This window comes from Psychroserpens sp. BH13MA-6 (assembly GCF_052983595.1).
This window is the reverse complement of record NZ_JBRJGE010000001.1, coordinates 156,935-174,777: the sequence shown is the minus strand read 5'-3', so window position 1 is coordinate 174,777 and position 17,843 is coordinate 156,935. Positions and strand designations below refer to the sequence as shown.

The 17,843-nt window shown below is 37.9% G+C and carries 17 protein-coding genes; 3 read left to right on the top strand and 14 right to left on the bottom strand.

Translation table 11 applies throughout. The annotated features are described in order from the left end of the window. Positions 1-46 precede the first annotated feature (46 nt). The 6 genes from ACU8DI_RS00780 to kynU form a co-directional block, all read right to left on the bottom strand. The gene (locus ACU8DI_RS00780) at positions 47-583 is read right to left on the bottom strand and encodes a 3-hydroxyanthranilate 3,4-dioxygenase (RefSeq protein ID WP_447110829.1); all 537 of its coding nucleotides are present in this window, start codon (positions 581-583) and stop codon (positions 47-49) included. Between the two features lie 139 nt (positions 584-722). Next, positions 723-1,505: an SDR family oxidoreductase gene (locus ACU8DI_RS00775; protein ID WP_447110828.1), complete on the bottom strand. Its 783-nt coding sequence runs from the start codon at positions 1,503-1,505 to the stop codon at positions 723-725. Between the two features lie 10 nt (positions 1,506-1,515). Beyond that, positions 1,516-2,955 carry an aldehyde dehydrogenase gene (locus ACU8DI_RS00770; RefSeq protein ID WP_447110827.1) on the bottom strand — a complete coding sequence of 480 codons (1,440 nt, stop codon included), beginning with the start codon at positions 2,953-2,955 and terminating at the stop codon, positions 1,516-1,518. Beyond that, positions 2,956-3,360: a RidA family protein gene (locus ACU8DI_RS00765; RefSeq protein WP_447110826.1), complete on the bottom strand. Its 405-nt coding sequence runs from the start codon at positions 3,358-3,360 to the stop codon at positions 2,956-2,958. Positions 3,361-3,371: 11 nt separating this feature from the next. After that, positions 3,372-4,775, bottom strand: coding sequence for an FAD-dependent oxidoreductase (locus ACU8DI_RS00760; protein ID WP_447111553.1), 1,404 nt, complete (start codon positions 4,773-4,775; stop codon positions 3,372-3,374). Then, positions 4,769-6,034, bottom strand: a complete 1,266-nt coding sequence (kynU, locus tag ACU8DI_RS00755) for a kynureninase (protein ID WP_447110825.1) — start codon at positions 6,032-6,034, stop codon at positions 4,769-4,771. The genes ACU8DI_RS00760 and kynU overlap by 7 nt, the downstream gene beginning before the upstream one ends. Before the next feature lie 123 nt (positions 6,035-6,157). Between kynU and ACU8DI_RS00750 the strand changes: the two genes are divergently transcribed. Next, positions 6,158-6,577 (top strand): (4Fe-4S)-binding protein, encoded by a 420-nt coding sequence (locus ACU8DI_RS00750; protein WP_447110824.1) that lies wholly within the window; start codon positions 6,158-6,160, stop codon positions 6,575-6,577. 149 nt (positions 6,578-6,726) lie between these two features. On the opposite strand, the gene ACU8DI_RS00745 is transcribed toward ACU8DI_RS00750, so the two are convergent. Continuing rightward, complete coding sequence (locus ACU8DI_RS00745) at positions 6,727-7,383, bottom strand: hypothetical protein (RefSeq protein ID WP_447110823.1); 657 nt, start codon at positions 7,381-7,383, stop codon at positions 6,727-6,729. Positions 7,384-7,489: 106 nt separating this feature from the next. Between ACU8DI_RS00745 and ACU8DI_RS00740 the strand changes: the two genes are divergently transcribed. Beyond that, a complete protein-coding gene (locus ACU8DI_RS00740) occupies positions 7,490-8,284 on the top strand; it encodes a class I SAM-dependent methyltransferase (protein WP_447110822.1) in 795 nt (264 codons plus the stop codon). Here ACU8DI_RS00740 and ACU8DI_RS00735 read toward each other — a convergent pair. The 4 genes from ACU8DI_RS00735 to ACU8DI_RS00720 all read right to left on the bottom strand — a co-directional run bounded on the left by ACU8DI_RS00735 (position 8,281) and on the right by ACU8DI_RS00720 (position 12,612). Continuing rightward, on the bottom strand, positions 8,281-9,840 hold the full coding sequence (locus ACU8DI_RS00735; protein ID WP_447110821.1) for a T9SS type A sorting domain-containing protein: 1,560 nt from the start codon (positions 9,838-9,840) through the stop codon (positions 8,281-8,283). The two genes, ACU8DI_RS00740 and ACU8DI_RS00735, sit on opposite strands and share 4 nt — an antisense overlap. 100 nt (positions 9,841-9,940) lie before the next feature. Beyond that, complete coding sequence (msrA, locus tag ACU8DI_RS00730) at positions 9,941-10,600, bottom strand: peptide-methionine (S)-S-oxide reductase MsrA (protein WP_447110820.1); 660 nt, start codon at positions 10,598-10,600, stop codon at positions 9,941-9,943. Between the two features lie 135 nt (positions 10,601-10,735). Then, positions 10,736-11,515 (bottom strand): zinc ribbon domain-containing protein, encoded by a 780-nt coding sequence (locus ACU8DI_RS00725; protein WP_447110819.1) that lies wholly within the window; start codon positions 11,513-11,515, stop codon positions 10,736-10,738. Positions 11,516-11,517: 2 nt separating this feature from the next. After that, positions 11,518-12,612 (bottom strand): Nif3-like dinuclear metal center hexameric protein, encoded by a 1,095-nt coding sequence (locus ACU8DI_RS00720; RefSeq protein WP_447110818.1) that lies wholly within the window; start codon positions 12,610-12,612, stop codon positions 11,518-11,520. A 52-nt stretch (positions 12,613-12,664) separates the two neighbouring features. Here ACU8DI_RS00720 and lpxK point away from each other — a divergent pair, with 52 nt between their 5' ends. Then, positions 12,665-13,675: a tetraacyldisaccharide 4'-kinase gene (gene lpxK, locus ACU8DI_RS00715; RefSeq protein WP_447110817.1), complete on the top strand. Its 1,011-nt coding sequence runs from the start codon at positions 12,665-12,667 to the stop codon at positions 13,673-13,675. Here the strand turns inward: lpxK and ACU8DI_RS00710 are convergent. From ACU8DI_RS00710 to lipA, 3 genes are read right to left on the bottom strand one after another with little or no spacing between them, the layout of a single operon-like run. Beyond that, positions 13,672-15,903: an ATP-binding protein gene (locus ACU8DI_RS00710; RefSeq protein ID WP_447110816.1), complete on the bottom strand. Its 2,232-nt coding sequence runs from the start codon at positions 15,901-15,903 to the stop codon at positions 13,672-13,674. The two genes, lpxK and ACU8DI_RS00710, sit on opposite strands and share 4 nt — an antisense overlap. 50 nt (positions 15,904-15,953) lie before the next feature. After that, positions 15,954-16,949 carry a type I glyceraldehyde-3-phosphate dehydrogenase gene (gap, locus tag ACU8DI_RS00705; protein WP_447110815.1) on the bottom strand — a complete coding sequence of 332 codons (996 nt, stop codon included), beginning with the start codon at positions 16,947-16,949 and terminating at the stop codon, positions 15,954-15,956. Continuing rightward, complete coding sequence (lipA, locus tag ACU8DI_RS00700) at positions 16,949-17,827, bottom strand: lipoyl synthase (RefSeq protein ID WP_447110814.1); 879 nt, start codon at positions 17,825-17,827, stop codon at positions 16,949-16,951. The genes gap and lipA overlap by 1 nt, the downstream gene beginning before the upstream one ends. Positions 17,828-17,843 lie beyond the last annotated feature (16 nt).

The following is a 17,843-nucleotide window of genomic DNA, read 5'->3' as shown; positions in this document are numbered from 1 at the left end:
AATCATACTTCGTTTAAACAAAGCATTGGGTTTTACAATTGGTGTTTTAGTTTTCTAATTGTACTTTTTTTGGTGCTTCCATGACACTGCCACAATTCGGACAAGTGCGTTTACCTTCATCACCATAATATTTGTCAAATATTTTAGGCATATCGGTTTCAATATTATCTAAAGTAAAGTCTTCCTCATATAATTTGGTGGTACAGTTTTCACAAAACCAAAGCAAGGCATCTTGAACACCTTCTTCTCTTGGATATTCAATCACCAAGCCTACCGTATTAGCGCCACGTTGAGGAGAATGTGGTACTTTTGGTGGCAATAAAAAGATGTCACCTTCCTTGATGGTGATGTCTTTAGGTATTCCATCATCAATAACCTTAAGTGTGATATCACCTTCCACCTGATAGAAAAATTCAGGGGTCTCGTTGTAATGGTAATCCTTGCGACTATTCGGTCCACCTACAACCATCACTATAAAATCACCATCTTTCCAAACCACTTTATTACCAACTGGTGGTTTTAAAAGATGTCTATTTTCCTCAATCCAGGCTTTAAAGTTTACGGGTGGATATAATTTACTCATTGTATAGTGTTTTGGGCGTTTCCCTGTCGGGTCAGGCTTTCAAGGCTCGCACTCAAAGAGGTGCTCAAACAAACCTTTCAATCCTTAACGCAGATTCTCAATCCTATAAAATTAGTAATAAATTTTGGAATTGATACGCTTATAAAGACTTTGTTCGTCCGCCATCAACAGGAAGATTAATTCCATTTATATAGCTCGCACATCCACTCGCTAAAAATGTAATGGCTGCCGCCAGCTCCTCAGGTTTGGCGAATCGCTTTGCAGGTACTGCATTCTTCATACTATCCGCAGCTTCTTCTTGGGTTTTTCCTGTTTTTACCGACTTGTTTTTGATGATTTCGTTCAATCGTTCAGTGCCTGTTGCACCAGGTAAAACATTGTTCACCGTAATGCCAAACGCTCCTAATTCATTGGCCAAGGTTTTACTCCAATTGGCAACGGCACCTCGTATGGTATTACTAACACCAAGACCGTCTAAGGGTTGTTTAACAGATGTAGATATCACGTTCACTATGCGACCATAACCTTCACTTTTCATAAATGGAACAAGGGTTTGTGCTAGCACGTGGTTGCATTTTAAATGTTGCGTAAATGCACTTTCAAATTCCGCTAGTTCCGCAGCAAAGACAGGACCTCCTTTAGGGCCACCTGTATTATTCACCAGTATATGAAATCCATGATGCTTATCGATATATTGTGACACTTTAGATCGCAAGGCCTCAGGATTAGAAAAATCGGCAACAATATAACTGTGGTTTCTATGTGACGGTAGTTCTGCTAAAGTGGACTTTAGTTTGTCCTCATTTCTGGCGATTAGGGTCACAATCACACCTTCTTCCGCTAAGGCTAGGGCAGTGGCTTTACCAATACCAGCAGTACTGCCACATACCAAAGCATATTTATTATTTAAGTTCAGATTCATAATTTTTGTTTTAATACTTTATACACACGTTCTTGGCTTCCGTAAAAAAACGGAGTGCTTCAAATCCACCTTCTCGACCAACACCAGATGCTTTGACGCCTCCAAATGGTGTTCGTAAATCACGCATCATCCATGTATTGACCCATACAATGCCTGCTTGTAGTTGATGACTCATACGCATCGTCCGTTTAAGATCGTTCGTCCATAGCGTTGCCGATAAACCATATTTTACACGATTCGCCATTTGTAAAACGTCATCTTCATCTGCAAATGGCATGATCGTTACCACTGGACCAAAAATTTCTTCTTGATTCACGCGACAGGTATCATCTTTAACCTCTATGACCGTTGGTTCCAGGTAATAACCATTTTCAAAGCCCTTTACCTTGACTTCTTCACCACCACAAAGGACAACGCCATTTTCAGATTTGGCAACGTCTATATAAGCTTTTACTTTCTCTAAGTGAGGTTTTGAAACTAAAGCACCAATGTCTGTATGGGCTTCAGAAGGATGACCTACTTTGAGTTGCTTGACTTTAGATATAAAGTCTGATTTAAATTGTTCGTAAATGGTAGCTTCTACAAAAATGCGACTTCCACACAAACAAATTTGACCTTGGTTAGCGAATGACGAGCGCACCGTCGTATTGAGCATATCGTCATAATCACAATCTGCAAATATGATATTAGGGTTTTTACCGCCTAATTCTAAAGATAATTTTTTGAACATTGGTGCAGCTGTCCGAGCAATGTGAGCTCCCGTGGCAGTGCCTCCTGTGAAACTAATGGCTTTAATATCTGGATGCTCAATAATTGCCTGACCAGTTGTGGTCCCAAGCCCATGAACAATATTTAAAACACCTTTAGGTAAGCCAGCCTCGTTGCATAGCTCTCCTAATAGGTAAGCGGTCATTGGTGTCACTTCACTGGGTTTTGCTACAACACAATTTCCTGTTGCTAAGGCTGGAGCTATTTTCCAAGTGAATAAATAGAGCGGTAGATTCCATGGTGAAATACAACCTACCACTCCTATGGGTTGTCTTAAGGTGTAATTAATCGCTTGTTGACCAACACTTTCGTGACTTTCACTAGCGAATTGCGTAATCGCATTTCCGAAGAACCTAAAATTACTTGCCGCTCTTGGAATATCAATGCTTTTAGCCAAAGCAATAGGCTTACCATTGTCTTTGCTTTCAGCTTCAGCAAAACGCTGTAAGTGAGACTCTAATAATTCTGAAATCTTAATGAGAATACGACTGCGCTCTTCTAAAGTAGTTTGTGACCAACTAGGAAAGGCAGATTTTGCCGCAATGTAGGCATTGTCAACATCGGCTTTCGAGGAGTTCGGGATCTGCCCATAAACGGTGCCATTAGAAGGGTTGTAGTTATCCAACCACAGCTGGTCTATAGGATCGTGAAAATTACCGTTAATATAGTTTTGGATGTTCATTTATTGCTTTTTATAGGCCATGACTTTTATTTCAACTACCAAGTCTGGATGCGGTAATTGATGCACGGCAACTGTCGTTCTCGTAGGACCTGTGGCTTTATCGAAAAACTCAGCATAGGCTTTGTTATAACCTGCAAAATCGTTCATGTTAACCAAGAAAGAGGTCACATCTACCACGTCTTTTAAAGAAGCGCCTACTTTATTCAGGTTGCGATCTATATTATTTAAAACTTCCCGAGTTTGTACTTCAGCATTTAATCGCTTTGTCCCCATTTCGTCTATTATATCGACACCTGCAATGCTATTATCTGGTCGACGCGAACTGGTTCCAGATACAAAAATAAAATCACCAACTTGCTTCACATGTGGATAGGCACCTCTTGGTGTAACAATTTTTTCGCTCATAAGTTCATTATTTAATGATGAAGGGTTTTTGCAATGCGATCTTCATCCAATATGTTATCTGTTTCTTTTTTTACTTTCTCGAGAATCACGTTTAAATCATCCGTTGCATGTATGATGCCATCATCTAACATGTTCAAAATGGCTTTGTCTTGCGCACGTCCTCTGAGCATCGCTTCACGATAGCCAATATGTTCATTAAAAGTTACCAAACTATATTTCGAGGAGTAGGAGTCAGGAAATGCTTTCTCCAGGGCCATTTCAATTTTGCGTTTATCTTGAAATATCGGATTGGCGACGTGGTCTTTCATTTCATGAAAATTGTCAATCGCCAAATCAGCAATAGCATCTGTATCTTTTTTTCTTGTCTTTTCATATGCGCTAAAAACGGTTTCCCAGTCACCCTCATACTTGTCCAAAACAGCATCAAATTCCACAACGTCCTCAAACGACGCATTCATGCCTTGCCCATAAAAAGGGACGATGGCATGGGCAGAATCTCCCATAAGTAAGGTGTTACCTTTATAGTGCCATGGAGAACATTTGACCGTTCCAAGGGCTGCGGTCGGGTTTTCAAAGAAATCAGTGACCAAATTTGGCATGAGTTCTAACGCATCTGGGAATTCTTTTTGGAAGAATTCGGTCACTATTTCAGGCGTGATTAAGTTGTCAAAATTATAGTCACCTTCACTATGAGATAGAAATAAAGTTACTGTAAAACTTCCATCAAGATTTGGCAAAGCGATGAGCATGAAATCTTTACGAGGCCATATATGCAAGGCATTTTTGTAGGTTTTGTAACCACCGTTTTCCGCTGGTAAAATGGCTAACTCTTTATACCCATGTGTCAAATAATTTTGTGAGAAACTAAATAGAAATTTTTTCTTTAAATAGTAACTCTTTCGCAAGGCTGAACCAGCACCATCAGTGGCAATGATCACATCGGCATCCTCAATAAATTCATCCTTAGTGACGTAGTCTTGAAATCTGGCCGTGGTATTTTCAAAATCGACAGATTTACATTTTTTATTAAAATGAATTGTGACATTGTCGTGTTTTTCAGCTTCCGTAAGGAGTAAGCCATTGAGTTCGCCTCTGGAAATAGAATTGATATATTCATGCTCACGGCCACTGTAATTCGACATAAAGGTATGGCCTTCCTTGTCGTGAATCATCCGACCGTTCATGGGAATACACAAGTCCTTAACCTTATGCTCAATGCCAACTAATTTCATCGCTTTATTCCCGCGATCGGAAAAAGCCAAGTTGATGGAACGACCTGCTGAAATATCTGTTTTTCTTAAATCAGGCCGCATTTCATACACGGTGACATTATAACCTCTTTGACCCAAGCGTAAAGCCAATAGACTACCGCATAATCCTGCACCGATAATTAAAATATTTTGTTGTTTCATAATATAGTCTTTAATCGCTCCACTAAATAATAAATATCCTGAAATGAGTTATAGAGTGGAACAGGCGCACATCTGATCACGTCAGGTTCTCTCCAATCTGTGATAACACCTGCTTCTGTTAGTTTGTGGTGTAGCGATTTATCTGCTTGTTTCACTTGTATGGATAACTGACAACCACGTTCATTTGGATTACTAGGCGTAATAATATTAATATGTGGATTGTTGAGCTGGTTGATAAGGAATTCAAAATAACCAGTCAAATGCTTTGATTTTTCACATAGATTTTCAAATCCTGCCTTTTTAAAAACATCAAGTGAAGCACGTATAGCCGCCATCGATAAAATTGGAGGATTGCTCAATTGCCAACCTTCCGCACCCGGTAATTGATCAAATTCATCGCGCATCTTAAAACGGGTTTCTTTGTTATGAGACCACCACCCAGTAAATCTGTTCAAGTCTTTGTTATGAGCATGACGTTCGTGAACGAAAGCTCCTGATAAACTACCAGGACCAGAATTCAAATATTTGTAAGTACACCAGACGGCAAAATCTGCTCCCGATTCGTGAAGATTCAATGGGACGTTTCCAGCACCATGCGCGCAATCGAAGCCTACCATACAACCATTATCATGACCTAGTTGGGTAATGCGTTTTAAATCGAAGAATTGTCCTGTATAATAATTAACGCCACCAATCATCACCAATGCAATTTCGTCGCCTTGTTCCTCAAAGATGGCTTCGAGGTCATCATAATTAGCTAGTTCTTCGCCGTCTCTCGCTTTCCAAAGTATTAAACCTTCCTTTTCATCGTAGCCATGATGACGTAACTGGGATTCTACGGCATATTTGTCACTCGGGAAAGCGTCAGCTTCAATTAATATTTTATAACGTTTCGCTGTAGGTTTATAGAAACTTACCATCATGAGATGGAGGTTCGCTGTCAGTGAGTTCATCACGACTACTTCTATAGGTTTTGCTCCAACGATGGTTGCCATCGTATCGGTCAAAAATTCATGATAGTGTAACCAAGGATGTTTGCCTTCTGTGTGACCTTCAACACCGAGATTAGCCCAATCTTCTAATTCTTCATCTAGGTAAGTTTTAGTGATTTTTGGCTGTAACCCAAGGGAGTTTCCAGTCATATAAATTAAGGGATTACCATCCTTGTCTTTTGGGATGTGAAACTGGTTTCTGAACTCAGATAATGGGTCGTTTTGATCTTGCTGTTGTGCAAATTCAAGGCCTAATTGATAGTTGGACAAGATTGTTGGTTTTAAGTTGTCTAACAAAAATAAGAATAATTACAATAGTAGACGATGGAAGAAGGGCGCATTTCAGAAAGAAAAAACGCAGCTTTTTGTTATCTTTAAAGAAATATGAAAGCCATGGGAAAAACAAAAGAATATAGTAATGATGAATTAACCATCGTGTGGAAACCAGATGCTTGTATTCATTCTGGGATTTGTGTAAAAGGACTAGGGGAAGTGTTTCAGCCTAAAGAACGTCCCTGGATAAAAATAGATGCTGCATCTAACGACGCCATGATAAAACAAGTGAAGGCTTGCCCCTCTGGCGCCTTAAGCTATTACATGAAAGACGACGCTAATCAAGAAGCTGAAACCCTTGAAACTAAAATTGAAGTGATGGACAACGGGCCATTGATAGTTTATGGGACCTTGATGGTGACGCATCGTAATGGTCGAGAGGAGAAGAAAAACAAAACCACGGCATTTTGCAGATGTGGCGCCTCTAAAAACAAACCTTATTGCGACGGAACGCACACAGAATCAGATTTTAAGGACTAAGAAAAAGCGCTTCATCTTAAAAGATAAAGCGCTTTGAATATATATGGACGCCTTTGGCGGAATATTTTATCATATATACGTCCATATGTTCTGTTTTGGATGCCGAATGCTCCTATTTTAATATTTTTTTAAGAATTGATCTGTTTCGTTTACTCAACATGAATATCTGAAAACCTTAAGTTCCAATTGCCATTCTGTTTTTTATGGTCCATAGCCAATTTTAGTCCGTTATAGGTTTGATAGTTTTCAAAAGTCGTTGTCATTGTTGGTGTTTTAGAATTTCCTTGTCTAAATACCCATTCCCGAATCATATAATCATCATCAAAATAAATGTCATAGGCATCGCCAGGAGTGTAGCCTCCTTTCTCACCGTAGGTTAGAGTAATTTTATTGAGCGATTGTTTTGAAATAGGGGCCACATCTTTTGATGGTTCTGAGATCGTTTTATCTTCATCCCAAACGAGTTGAAATGGAATCAATAGCCAAAATTTGTCATTAACAAAAGCTTTGTCGGCATTTAATGGGACGCTGTCCAATTTTTTTCGATGGAATTTTACATCTTGCTCCCCTGCCTGCATCATGACGCTATCTTGTTTAGGAAACCAGGTCCAAGATCTTCCATTGCCTCGAATCGTGTCTCTGTCGACTTGAAATGTGAATTCGATTTTTGAAACATCTTTCCAGTATTCTAAGCCGTGAGCTTTGGCAATTTTTTCAGCAGCGCTAAGATTTAAATTGTCTTCAGGAGTGGTTGCTGCCGTAGCGGTTTCTTTTGAATCTGTTTTACAGGACATCAAAAATGTCATCAGGAAAATAATTTTGAATATACGCATCATAAATTTTTCTTGTAAAGGTATGAAAGTCTTTACATTTCCGTCGTAATCATTATTTTAGAGCTTAAAATTAAAGATTATGAGCGAGCATTATTTTGAAGTCAATAGGAAAACATGGAATGATAAGGTTGCGATACATGCCGATAGTGCTATGTATAATCTCAGGGCATTTAAAAATGGGGAGACGTCTCTAAAACACTACGAACTTAGTGCTCTAGGAAATGTTAAAGGAAAATCGCTTTTGCATCTGCAATGTCATTTTGGGCAAGACACACTAAGTTGGAGTAGACGTGGTGCCCATTGTTTAGGTGTCGACCTAAGTGATGCAGGAATTGAATTAGCTAAATCTTTGAACAACGAGTTGCAATTAGATGCTGAATTTGTACGATGTAATGTGCTAGATACATCTGCTCATGTAAAAGATACCTTTGATATCGTTTTTACGAGTTACGGTGTTATTGGGTGGTTGCCCGACTTAAAGCCTTGGGGACAAATGATTGCCGAACGCCTCAAAAAAGGTGGTGTGTTTTATATGGTTGAATTTCATCCCATCGTTTGGATGTTCGATTATTTGGATGGTCAATCAGTGATGAAGTATGGATATATGCAAGATGAAGCAATTTATGAGGAATATGAAGGGACTTATGCTAATCAAAATTCAAAAATGGTTAGCAAGGAATATGGCTGGAATCATGGATTGAGTGAAGTTGTGAATTCCTTGATATCGGCTGGTCTAAAAATTGAGTTTTTAAATGAACATGATGAAAGCCCGTATAATGTATTGCCAGATTTAGTAGAAACCAAATCTGGCAATTTTGTAACTAAGGATAAATTATATCCGCTTATTTTTGAAATTAAAGCAACAAAACTTTAATTTTTCACAATCAATTTTGATCCGAGTGACTGATTGTCAGAATAAAAAGTCATAAGGTAGGATCCTGTACTGAATTCAGACATATTTATAGATGACATGTTGTTTTCGATGCGCTTCGTCATGATGTGTTGCCCTACAAGATTGTAAATTTTAACTTCCTTTAATTGGATACTTGAGGTAATGTATATCATGCCGTTCGTCGGATTTGGATATAGCTTCATACTAACAGACTCTTGATCATTGACACTTAAGCTATCATCAGTTATGTCTATGCTTCTAGAACTTGTGTAAAAGTCATTTGGTCCAACACTATAAGTAATGGTGTAGTTGCCAACAGCCGAAGCAGATACATCTATGATTCCGGTGTTTGGATCTATCATTAATCCAGCTGGCGTGCTCGAAAAGACACCATCACTAATACCTGTAATTGCAGGTGTAGGATCCGTATCTGTAATATCATAGCTCGTTTCTGTATATGTAAACTCTGAAAAATTATTATAGTGAATATCGATGTAATCTAAAATAATATTAGCGAAATCGATGGCAAATGGTTCTAAGGTATTTGGCATGGCGTCGTAAGGTGCGCCTAGATCTCGTACACGATCATTCACAACGGTCATCACACCGTCGATGTTTCCACCACCACCAATACTCATGGGACCACCAGTGCCGTCTCCAGATCCATGACGTCGATTATTGTAAGAATCGCCATCGTAATAGGCATTGCCATGTGGCATGGTGTCGTCACAATTATCTGTTCCAAATGAGGAATTACTAGGAACCGCTCTGTATCCTGAATTCACACCGCAACCTTGATATCCAGTTTCAGAACCAGAAGGATCAATAGAGTTATAAAAGGTGCCAGGAGCATCTTTAAATAACTGACCAAGACTGTTGGTACCTCTCACTAAATCTTCATGAGATAAGTTGTTAAGGTTGTTCATGACTAAACTCTTGATGGTCGATTTATCTATAATTGTTGATACATTCAAATCACTGGAATTTAATTCAGAAGACGAGATGTTATAACCAATCTCAATTCTAGGAATAACGTTACTTTTTCCTTGTAGGTCGATATAAAGCCCTTTTCCCCAATTGGCTTCTACAGATTGGCTAGCATCATTGATGAAATTATGAAAATCACTCCAGTAGGATGCAGCGTGACTATTAGCACAAGATCCAGGACTTACCATCAGGTTAGGATCCATTTTTGAGCGATGTAAGTTGTTAATAATGATATGGGCATAACCGCCAGTTTGAGCAAATATTTCATCTTGTATACGTCGTGCTAAAATATCTGTATTGACATCTCTTTCAATGGTACCACAAGTTCTGTCTGGTAAGTTGGCATCGTTGTCGTCATAAAAAACACCACCAATAGTCTCTCCTGAAAGTAGAACACCACCGTGTGGTACCGAGATAATGATAGGTAAATTACCTGGGATATATTCTATGTATTCATTCTGAAAACTACTAAATATTGATACGCCAGGTGTTTGGGCAGTTGCCATATAAGTGCCAATGGCAAAACAGAGTAGGTAAGTAATTTTTTTCATCGTTATTGTATTTCAGATTTGGGACAATCTTTGTTAGTAACGGGACTAAAATACAAGTGTTTACGACAAAAAACCAAATTTTATCGACAAGATGTAAAAATTAGTGAGAATTAACTTTCAAAACTTCTGGCATTTTCGCTTTAAAACGGTTTAATCGCGGAATAGACACGTTCCTGATATAGCCATTGTTTGGGTGGAGTCTTTCATAATTTTGGTGGTAGTCTTCGGCTATCCAAAATTTTTGGAACGGATAGATTTCAGCGGCTATCGGACTATCAAGTGCTTCTGCTAACGCCTTCTTTTTCGACTCAATAATTTGTTTTTGCTCATTATTTTGATAAAAAATAATGGATCGGTATTGGGATCCACGATCTGGGCCTTGACCATTAACTTGAGTGGGATCCTGCGATGCAAAATAGACGTCTACCAAGGTTGAAAAACTAACAACGTTAGGATCATAGATCACTTCAACTGCCTCTGCGTGACCAGTCTTACCCGTATTGCTCAATTCATAGGTTGGATTTTCCGTATGGCCACCTGAATAACCATTAATGACTTCTTCCACGCCTTTTACGCTTTCATATACCGCTTCAACACACCAAAAACAGCCACTGGCAAAATACGCTTTAGCTTTTCCATTTTCTATGGGTACTTCCTTTGGTTCTGCATTGATCACGGCGAGTTGCTTATCGTTATTTTGTGCTGTGTTTTGACAGCTCATTAATAAGACAAGGACGATTGTTGGAAGGAATCTTTTCATGTAAATTTCTTTTTATTTTTTACTTGGTCGTAATAAGTTACCAAAACTTAATAGCATTTTTGTGAAAATTATATTAAAATGAAAAAGCCCTTGTCAAATTTGACAAAGGCTTTTACTTACTTATGATTTAATGGATTAAAGTTTGGAAAACATTTTTTCCATTTTTTCTTTTTCTTCTTGCGCGAGTTCTGCATCTACTAAGATACGACCACTGTGTTCGTCAGTAATGACTTTTTTTCTTGAAGCGATTTCCACTTGAATTTGAGGTGGAATCGTAAAGAAAGAACCTCCAGAAGCACCTCTTTCGATTGGCACAACTGCTAAACCATTCTTGACATTGTTTCTGATGCGTAAATACGCATTTACCAGACGATCATCCAGTTTCTTTTGGAAATCCTCGGATTTTTTAATCAAGGCTTCTTCTTCTTTTTGAGTTTCCGCTAAAATGGCATCTAATTCACTTCTTTTGTGCTTTAAATGTGTTTTACGGTCTTTCAGACGGTCTTTTGTTTCGTCTATGACTTCTTTTTTCTGTTCAATTTGAACTTTAAATTCTTTAATATGTTTTTCAGCCAATTGAATTTCCAATTCTTGGAACTCAACTTCTTTTGTTAAAGAATTGTATTCTCTGTTATTTCTAACATTCTTTTGCTGTTCAGAGTACTTTTTGATAAGCGCCTTCGCTTCTTCAATCAAGTTTTTCTTTCCTTTAATCTGATCATCGATTAAATCAAGGTTGGTTGCGAGCTTTTCAAGTCGTGTATTTAAGCCTTCAACTTCATCTTCTAAATCTTGCACCTCTAAAGGAAGCTCTCCTCTAACGTTTCTTATTTCATCGATTCTAGAATCAATTAATTGTAAATCATAGAGTGCTCTTAACCTATCTTCAACAGATGCTTCAGCTTTTTTTGCCATAATTATAAATACTTTACCGGATTTGTATGCGTCGTTGATAAAACGACTGCAAAATTAGTAATTTTTTTCGAGAGATAGTCTACTAAAAAGTTTTTTGTGAACTGTTCACTTTCATAATGCCCAATATCTGCCAAAATAATGTCGTTTTCCGCAGAAAAGAAGTCGTGATATTTTAAGTCCGCTGTGATAAACACATCCGCACCAGCTCTTTTCGCAGCGCCAATGGCGAAACTCCCTGAGCCACCTAATACAGCCACTTTGTTGACGGTATCTTTTGAAATTTCTGAATGCCTAATACATGAAACATTCATCGTTTCTTTTACGAAATCAAAAAAATCAGTGATGTGTTGCTCTTTTTGTAAGTCACCAACCATGCCAATACCAATGTTCTGGTTGTAATTATCAAGAGTGCTAACTTCAAAGGCCACCTCTTCATAAGGATGGTGTTTAAAAAGCGTTTGTAGCAAATGCGATTCAATATGTTTGTTAAAGGTCACAGATATTTGGGTCTCTTTTTCTTGATGTAAGACGCCTTTTTCTCCAATAGTAGGATGAGACTGTTCGTTTCCTTTGTATGTCCCAGTTCCTTCTAGATTAAAACTGCAATTTTCGTAATTACCAATATTTCCTGCCCCAACTTCAAATAAAGCTTTTCTCAAAGCTTCACTATCATTTATCGGAACATAGGTAGTGAGTTTTTTTATCGTGCCTTTTTGAGGTATCAAAATTTGTTTATTGATGAGACCGAGTTGATCACAAATGATGTCATTAACGCCCTTGATAGCATTATCAAGAGCCGTATGAATAGCATAAATAGCAATATTGTTGGTAATGGCTTTTAAAATCGTTCGCTCAACATAGGTCTTCCCTGTAATTGATTTTAGGCCCTTAAAAATAATAGGATGAAAGCTAACAATGAGATTGCAATTTTTCTGAATAGCTTCATCAACAACAGTTTCAAGTGTGTCTAAAGTTACCAATACACCCGTTATATTTTTACTTATGTCTCCAACTAAAAGTCCCACGTTATCAAAGTCTTCGGCGTATTCTAAAGGCGCTAATGCTTCTAGGTGGTTAATCACATCTTGAACAGTCATATTATTGTAGTGTTGAGTTCAAAAACAAATATAAAATATTAACTTCGTTCTAATGAAGCTACTTAGAAAAATACTTTTTCCTTTTGTACCTATATATTATATCGTGGTGTGGGTTCGAAATAGATTATACGATATGGGATGGAAATCGTCCAAATCATATGATCTACCCATCATTTGTGTTGGTAACCTCAGTGTTGGTGGTACAGGAAAAACACCGACGATTGAGTACTTAATTTCGTTTCTTAAGGAGACGCATCTCGTGGCTACCTTGAGTCGTGGTTATAAGAGGGAAACCGAGGGTTTTATAATTGCAGATTCGTCGTCTACTGCCAAAGATATAGGTGATGAACCTCTACAATTCTACAGGAAGTTCGATCATATTATTGTGAGTGTTGACGCCAATAGACAGCGTGGAATTTCTCAGCTGAAAGCATTAAAGCAACCCGATGTGATTTTATTGGATGATGCCTTTCAGCATCGGAAGGTGAAGGCAGGATTCAATATTTTGTTAACTACCTACAATCAACTATATGTGGATGATATGGTGTTGCCCACTGGAAATTTGAGAGAGCCGAAAAGTGGTGCAAAACGTGCGACAATCATTTTAGTCACTAAGTGTCCAGAAAATTTAACTGAAGCAGATAAAGCGCAGGTCAAACTGAAGATAAAGCCTTTAAGTCATCAATCGGTATATTTTAGTACCATCTCCTATTCGGATCGTGTTTTTTCTTCGGAAACAAGTCAACCAATGACATACTTAAAAGACAAGTCGATAACTTTGGTTACAGGAATTGCAAATCCACAACCCTTGTTAGATTATCTGGTTGAGTGTCAGATCACATTTGAACATCTTAATTTTAAGGATCATCATACGTTTTCAACTGCAGACATTGCATTGTTATCTCAAAAGCCCTATATATTGACTACCGAAAAAGATTATGTGAGGTTAAAAGACGAACCTAAGTTGGATGCCTCTCAATTGTTTTATTTACCTATGTCATTCGAAATAGACGAAGAAGCAGCTTTTAAAAAACAGATAGCTACTTTTATAGAGTCCTATTAAACGGAGGCACTATTATTTTCATTGACAGCTAGAACTTCAAATAATTTTTTCTCGAAGTCTTCTTGTTTAAAAGGTTTCGAAATAATATCATCAAAACCAGCTTCATCAAATTCGTGCATTTTGTCTTCAAGAGTCACAGCAGTCAATGCAAAAATGGTAAGCTCTTTATCAAAAGTTCTAATAATCTTGGTGGCTTCTAAACCACTTATTCCAGGCATATGGATATCCATTAAAACAACATTATAATTGTTTTGCTTGACTTTCTCTACGGCTGCTTCGCCATTGTCTACGATGTCACACTCCAGATTCATTTTATTTAGAATCTTTTTGGTAATCATTTGATTGATCTTGTTGTCTTCAACAATCAAAATCTTGATGTTGCTTATGTCCAATTTGCTAATGTTTTTAGAATAATCCTCTTTTTCAATTTTAACAGTTTCTGGAGCGTAGGTTAACGGAATTTCGAAAAAGAAGGTGGTGCCTTTTCCTAATTCACTTTTTAAGTAGATTTTTCCTTTTAATATTTCAATAAGTCCTTTAACGATAGACAAGCCTAGACCTGTACCGCCATATTTCCTATTAATTTGAATGGAGCCTTGGGAGAAACTCTCAAACATATTGTCTTGCTTTTCTTTAGAAATACCGATACCGTTATCCTCAATTTCAAATCTTAAAACGTGATCATCGCCCTTTTGGGAAATACTGTACACACGTACCCAGATGTCGCCATCTTTGGTGAATTTGATGGAGTTACCAATAAGGTTGATTAAGATTTGGGAAATCTTTAGGTTATCACCTATAAACGTTTCAGGAAGGTCTTTTTGATATTCGTAATGCATCTTCACATTGTTATCCAATGCTGAATTGTTAAGAGCTGAACACACATTTTCTACCTTCGTTTTTAGATTGAATAGCACTGGGTCAAGTTCAACTTTGTTGGCTTCAATCTTGTTTATTTGAAGGATGTCATTGATGAACGTCAATAGATAATCTCCAGAGAATTTCAGTGATTTTAAATGTGGTATTTGTTTTGGGTTTGGTTCTTCCTCTAATAACATATTCGTTAAGCCTGTGACCGCATACAGTGGTGTACGTAGCTCATGGGTCACGGTAGATAAGAAGTTAGCCTTCGTTTTGGAGGCTAGCTCCGCTTTTTTCATTGCTTCAATAAGATCATCATTTTTTTCTTGAAGCATGTTGTTCGACTTAAGCCTGATGTTATTGTTTTTATACAACGAGAGTGTTAATAATGATAGTATTGTAATTAATGCAATACTTAAGATGGTCGTTATTTTAGCAAGGTTGCTGTCTGATTCTTGTTTTTCCACCTTTGTTTTTAGCTTCTGAAATTCAGCAGCATTGTAAGTTTCTAAGTATTCTGCTCTTTTTTCAGGTGAAAGGTTAGCCCGTTGGATATTCAAAATAGAATCAGATAATGCTACATGTTTTTCTAAATACATGTAAGCCTTCTGATAGTTCTTATCGTTTTCGTAAATATCACTTAAGGTTAAGTACCCTTCGTTAATGTTTTCTGTAAGGTCATTGAGTTTAGCAACTTCCAATCCCTCATTGGCTAGCTTGATACCTTGCTTATTGTTGCCTAATTTATCGAATACTTTTCCGCTGTAAATCAAGGCATTAGAAAGGATGTCGTTTTGATTCGTCTTTCTGGCAGAAACAATAGTATTCTCTAACAGAGATTTGGCTGTTTTATAATCTTTTAGATTGTAATGTACTTTGGCTTCGTTCAGCGTTACCTCTGGAATTTGATCTTCTAAATCTTCTTCCTCAAATAAGGTTTTAGCAGATTTTAGATACTCTAAAGCATCGCGATATTCAGCCATGCTCGCATGAAGTGCACCTTTGATGCTGTAAGTTACAGCCAAGTTTTTCGCGTCATTTAATTCTCTTTGAATTTCTGCAGCTTTTGTTAAGGAGACAATGGCTTTGTCAAACTCATTGACCGTAAACTGAAGTTTTCCAATTTTAGCATGAAGAATCCCTTGGTATTCCTTGTCATCAATTTGAATGGCAAGTTCCAACGCTTTTTTTAGATTATCTTTTGAGTTGAAATAATCACCACGTTCCCGTTCAAATTCAGATTGGGAGATGGTGTTTTCGATACGCAATTTAACCACTTCAACGTCTTCTATATCATCGTTTTGTGCAGATATTGCGCAGGTAAAAACAAGTAAAAAAGCAACTATGTATTGTTTCGTTTGGGACATATTTGGCCACTTTTATTGGACAAATATAAATATTTATTCGATAAAAGACACTATTTCATCGATAAATTGCAAATTAAATCTAGAATTCTACTGGAGTAGCCAGTTTCATTATCATACCATCCCACTATTTTCACCATGTTTCCGATAACGGAGGTCATTTGAGAATCAAAAATACAAGAGTGCGTGTTTCCTACAATATCGATAGAAACAATAGGGTCTTCAGTATATTCTAAAATGCCCTTAAGTTTGGTTTCTGAAGCCGTTTTAAACGCGCTATTAATATCTGCAATGCTCACGGTTTTTTCCACATTAAGCGTGATATCTGTAAGAGATCCGTTGGCTACTGGAACTCTAATTCCACAACCTCCTATGACGTCTGATAATTCAGGAAAAATTTTAGTTAATGCTTTAGCAGCACCAGTCGTAGTTGGTACGATTGATTGTCCTGCAGCTCGTGCTCGACGCAAGTCTTTGTGAGGTTGGTCATGTAAACTTTGGTCTGTTGTATAGGAGTGTACCGTAGTGATGTACGCTTGTTTTACACCACAAAGCTCCTTTATTACTGAAATCATCGGAGCCGCATTATTCGTGGTGCAAGAAGCATTGGAAATAATAGTTTCAGACCCATCAATGATATGATCATTAATGCCCAAAACGACTGTTTTTATATCATCTTCAACTGGAGGAACGGACAGAATGACGCGTTTGGCACCGTTCTTAATATGATGTTTAAGCGTTTCTGAAGTTTTAAACCTTCCGGTTGCTTCTATGACAAAGTCGACGCTATATGGCGACCAATCCATCTGCTCTGGATGATTGTGATTGAGCAATCTAATGGATCGATCATTTAGAATGATTGATTGTTCAGTATGATCAATGGCGTGTTTTGAAACGCCATGAATACTGTCGTATTTCAGCAAGTGACTTAATGTTCTTGCATCAGCTAGGTCATTTATGGCAACTACCTGGATGTCGTCTCTATCTTGGATAAGTCTAAAGACACGTCGCCCAATGCGACCAAATCCGTTAATGCCAACCCGAATCATTAATTAATATGTTTTTGAGCTTTATAGGAGGATCTAACTAAGGCGCTACTTTCTACATGTCTGAAGCCAAGATCTAAACCAATTTCTTTATATTCATCAAACTGATCTGGTTGAACGAAGTGATGCACTGGTAAATGTTTTTTACTTGGTTGCAGATACTGTCCGATGGTCACAACGTCCACATCATTAGCTCTCAGGTCGTGTAGTGTTTCTATAACTTCTTCTCGTGTTTCGCCTAAGCCTAACATGATACCAGATTTGGTTCGACGCTGACCTTGTTGCTTCAAATATTTCAAAACACCTAAACTCCTGTCGTATTTGGCTTGAATCCTAACCGCTCTGGTTAAACGTCTTACGGTTTCTATGTTATGCGACACGACTTCAGGTGCTACATCTATAATTCTATCGATGTGTTGCTCTATACCTTGGAAATCTGGGATAAGCGTCTCTAAGGTTGTCTCAGGGTTCATACGTCGCACAGCCTTTACGGTTTCACTCCACATGATACTTCCCATGTCTTTGAGATCATCGCGATCTACACTCGTCAGAACCGCATGCTTAATGCCCATGATCTTTATCGATCGCGCCACTTTTTCCGGTTCGTCCCAATCCAATGTTTCTGGTCGGCCAGTCTTAACGCCGCAAAAACCACAAGAACGCGTGCACACATTTCCTAAAATCATAAAAGTGGCAGTACCTTCTCCCCAGCATTCACCCATATTGGGACAACTACCAGAAGTGCAGATAGTATTCAATTTATATTTGTCGACCAATCCTCTTAGTTCCGTATACTTCTTGCCAGTTGGCAATTTAACGCGAAGCCATTTAGGTTTCGGCTGTCTTTCAACGACAGGTTTCGATGCAGTTTCAGTATTCATTAACACAAGTTTCTAG